This is a genomic window from Candidatus Eisenbacteria bacterium (assembly GCA_018831195.1).
Lineage (GTDB): Bacteria > Eisenbacteria > RBG-16-71-46 > CAIMUX01 > JAHJDP01 > JAHJDP01.
The window spans coordinates 1-3,663 of record JAHJDP010000110.1; the positions used below are offsets into that span (position 1 = coordinate 1).

Annotated in this window: 4 protein-coding genes; all 4 read left to right on the forward strand. The window is 63.5% G+C overall.

Annotated elements, in window-relative coordinates:
* The first annotated feature begins 829 nt into the window (after positions 1 to 829).
* Positions 830 to 1,204, forward strand: coding sequence for a hypothetical protein (locus tag KJ970_19330; GenBank protein MBU2693074.1), 375 nt, complete (start codon positions 830 to 832; stop codon positions 1,202 to 1,204).
* Positions 1,201 to 2,718 (forward strand): IS21 family transposase, encoded by a 1,518-nt coding sequence (istA, locus tag KJ970_19335; protein MBU2693075.1) that lies wholly within the window; start codon positions 1,201 to 1,203, stop codon positions 2,716 to 2,718. Before KJ970_19330 ends, istA begins: the two co-directional genes overlap by 4 nt.
* The gene (gene istB / locus KJ970_19340; protein MBU2693076.1) at positions 2,702 to 3,466 is read left to right on the forward strand and encodes an IS21-like element helper ATPase IstB; all 765 of its coding nucleotides are present in this window, start codon (positions 2,702 to 2,704) and stop codon (positions 3,464 to 3,466) included. The genes istA and istB overlap by 17 nt, the downstream gene beginning before the upstream one ends.
* 31 nt (positions 3,467 to 3,497) lie before the next feature.
* The coding region (locus tag KJ970_19345; protein ID MBU2693077.1) for a recombinase family protein at positions 3,498 to 3,663 on the forward strand (166 nt) is incomplete at its 3' end.

A 3,663-nucleotide genomic window follows, 5' to 3' on the forward strand; every position in this document is an offset into this window, starting at 1 on the left:
CATCGTCCTCGATCTCAACCATGGAAACTCCATCAAGATCGTGCTCGATCAGACGTGGCCACATGGATACAACGTGCCACGGTTCTGGGGTGCCCGGAACAGCTGCCGAAAGTTCGATGACGAACCTCGCCCAATGCAGCTGATAGTTTGTTGGCAAGGTGAGCGAGAATCCAAGGTGGACCAGGTGAAGGCTGCCTCGTTCTCTCGCAGCCGTATCCCCGCCGGCATCTACACGGGACGTAATTGTTGATGATCCTCTCGAAGCGTAGGAATCTGGACGTGCGGCCGAGCCGAGGAGTGTGGAGGAATCTGTTGCTCCGGTTCGGATTCCGCGGTAGATACGCCGCAGCCTGGGAGCCGGAAAGGGTGAGAGCCCGGAGCTGACACCTCCGAGCCCTCGGACCGAACCACGGGGACGCGATCCGGTAGAACTGTTCTGCCAGAAGTCCCCGGGTTTGTCCAGCCTTATGTGTCCCCGGTCGGGGACGCGTGGAATCACTTCGAGTTGCCAACTGTGCTCGACCTTCCTGCGGGAAGCAGTTCTTTCTCTGCCGTTTCTGTGATCGTGGAAATCGCTATTGTTGCCGATTCTGCTCCGAGGTGGCCCGTCGAACGAGTGTGTATGCCGCAGGAGCGCGGTACCAGGCCGGCCCCGAGGGGCGTCGTCTGCATGCCCGCCGTCAGTACCGGTATCGCCTCAAGCGCCCTCCTCAAAGAAAAGTGACGCATCAGGGTACTCAACGCCCTCCCGAGTTTTGCATGGTCTCCGAGGTGCCGGTCCGCGCGGCCATGGGGGTCGCGGTTTCGACCGGAGGGAAGGAGTTGACCCATGCGGAGGCTTTGGATGGGAATCATGCCGGGGTTGGAGTTCACGCGGGTCGTGGTCCAGGACAATTGGGATCAGACCTTGCTGAAAGCGCGGCTTCCGCACTCGCCCAAGCATCTCCGGGCCCTGGAGACGCTCTGCCAGGCCATCGCGCTCTGGTGCGGTCGGAAGGTGTGCGCTGCGCTCGTTGTGGACGGCCCGGACGCTTTGTGCGTCACGAAACCATGGCGCGGCACCGTCGAGCGGCTCACACGCCACGACCTTTTCGAAGTCCATCTGGTCTCCCGAGGGCGCCCGGCCGAGGAGCGCGACCGCCTGGATGGTCTCCATGACTATGACGAGCTCCGCTGGTTGCTCTTCTTCGGGGAGGCGCGATGATCCCCCCGGAGTTGCGCGCCCGCATCCGTCGCTTCTTCTTCGTCGAGCATTGGCGGATCGGCACCATCGCGACCGAACTCGGAGTCCACCCTGATACCGTACGCCGAGCCATCGAGAGCGAACGCTTCAACGGCACCGTGCCCAAGCTCCGCTGCACCTTGCTCGATCCCTACAGAGCCTTCATCGCCGACGTGCTGGAGCGCCATCCCCGGCTTCGCTCCACTCGCTTGTTCGAGATGATCCGAGACCGTGGCTACCAGGGCTCCGCCGTCCAACTGCGCCGCTACGTGCGTACCGTACGCCCCCGCCCAAGGGAGGCCTACCTGCGGCTGCAAACGCTACCAGGGGAGCAGGGCCAAGTTGACTGGGCCAACTTCGGCAAGATCCGTGTGGGCAACGCCAGCCGCAACCTCTCCTGCTTCGTGCTCGTTCTCTCCTGGTCCCGGGCCATGTATGCGCGCTTCGCTCTCGACCAGACCCTGGAGAGCTTCCTGCGCGGACACCTCGAGGCCTTCCGCACCATGGGTGGTGTTCCTAGATCTCTCCTCTATGACAACCTCAAGTGCGTCGTGCTCGAGCGCGTGGGGGATCACATCCACTTCCATCCTCGTCTCCTCGATCTGGCCGGCCATTACCACTTCGCGCCCAAGCCCTGCGCGGTCTTCCGAGGAAACGAGAAGGGACGTGTCGAAAGAGCGATCCAGTACTTACGCACCTCGTTCTTCGCCGCTCGGCCTTTCCACTCCGTGACCGACCTCAACGTGCAGCTCGCGGCCTGGATCGCCTCCACCGCCCACGCCCGCAAGGTCCCCGGAGATCCGACCGGCCGACTCGTCGCCGACGCTCTGGATGAGGAACGCGCTCGCCTGCTCCCGCTGCCCGAGCACGACCTCGAGTGCGACCACCTCCGCCCCATCGCCTCCGGCAAGACTCCCTACCTTCGCTTTGACGGAAACGACTACTCCATCCCGCATGACCGCCTTCGAAAGGTCCTGACCCTGATCGCCTCCGAGCACCTGGTCCGTATCCTCGACGGCACCGAGGAGATCGCCCGGCATACCCGCAGTTACGATCGCGGAGAAGTGATCGAAGATCCCGCCCACCTCGCGGCCCTGGCTCGGGAGAAGCGTCACGCCCATGAACTGCGCGGCCGCGATCTGCTGCGAACGACGTGCCCTCGTGCCGACGCCTTCATTGACGCCCTGGCCCTGCGCGGAGAACCTCTGGCCGGTCATACCTCCCGCCTGCTCAAGCTGCTCGACCGTTATGGGTCGGCCGAACTCGATGCTTCCATCGACGAAGCCATCTCTCGCGGCGCCATATCCGCGGTCTCGGTCGCCCACATCCTCGATCGGCGCGCCCGATCTCGACACGAAGCCCCGCCCCTGGACGTCGTCCTCCCCGACGACCCCCGGGTCCGCGATCTCCGTGTCACACCCCACTCGCTCTCGAACTACGACAACCTCTGCTCCTATCACGAAACCGAGGAGAATCCCCATGAGCACACTGACTGAACAGCTCGCCGCCCTGGGCTTGCGCCATACCGCCACCCACCTCGACGACACCGTGGCCTTGGCCACCCGCAAACGCTGGAGTCCGACCCAACTCCTCGAGTACATCGCCGAAACCGAAGATGGAGAACGATCCCGACGCAGTCTGGAACGACGCCTGGCCCGCAGCCGGATCGGTCGCTTCAAGTCCATGGCCGACTTCGACTGGGGCTGGCCCAAGAAGATCGATCGCGAGGCCGTCGAGGCCGCCCTCCGGCTTGACTTCCTCCAGGAAAGTCACAACCTCGTCCTGGTCGCCCCTCAGGGCCTGGGCAAGACCATGATCGCGCAGAATGTCGCCTACCAAGCCGTCCTGGCCGGGCACCCGGTCCTCTTCCTGACCGCGGCCCAGCTTCTCCTCGATCTTTGTAGCCAGGACTCCGCTCGAGGACTGGACGCCAAGTTCCGCCACTACAGCAGCGCTTCCCTCCTCGTCGTGGACGAGATCGGATACCTCTCCTACGACAACCGCAACGCAGATTTGCTCTTCCAGATCATCAGCCGCCGCTACGAAAGGAAAAGCCTGGTCCTGACCACCAATCTGGCCTTCAGCCAATGGCCCGGCATCTTTCCCAACGCCACCTCGGCCACCGCATTGATCGACCGCGTCATCCATCACGCCGAGATCATTGCAATCGAGGGGGAAAGCTTCAGAAAGCGGGAAGCAGAGGCGGCACAGAAACGACGCCGGTCCAAGCCACCGACGGCATGATCACTCGCCGGTCAAAAATCTACGCTTCCTCATGATCGCCAACACCAAGGACGGTCACGAGATCGTGGCCGAGTTTCTGGACGATGGATACTCGGGGGCGCGACTCGATCGGCCAGGGCTGGACGCTCTGCGCGACTCCGCGGAAGCCGGGATGATCGAAGCCATTTGGTGCCTCTCCCCGGACCGGCTGGCCCGCG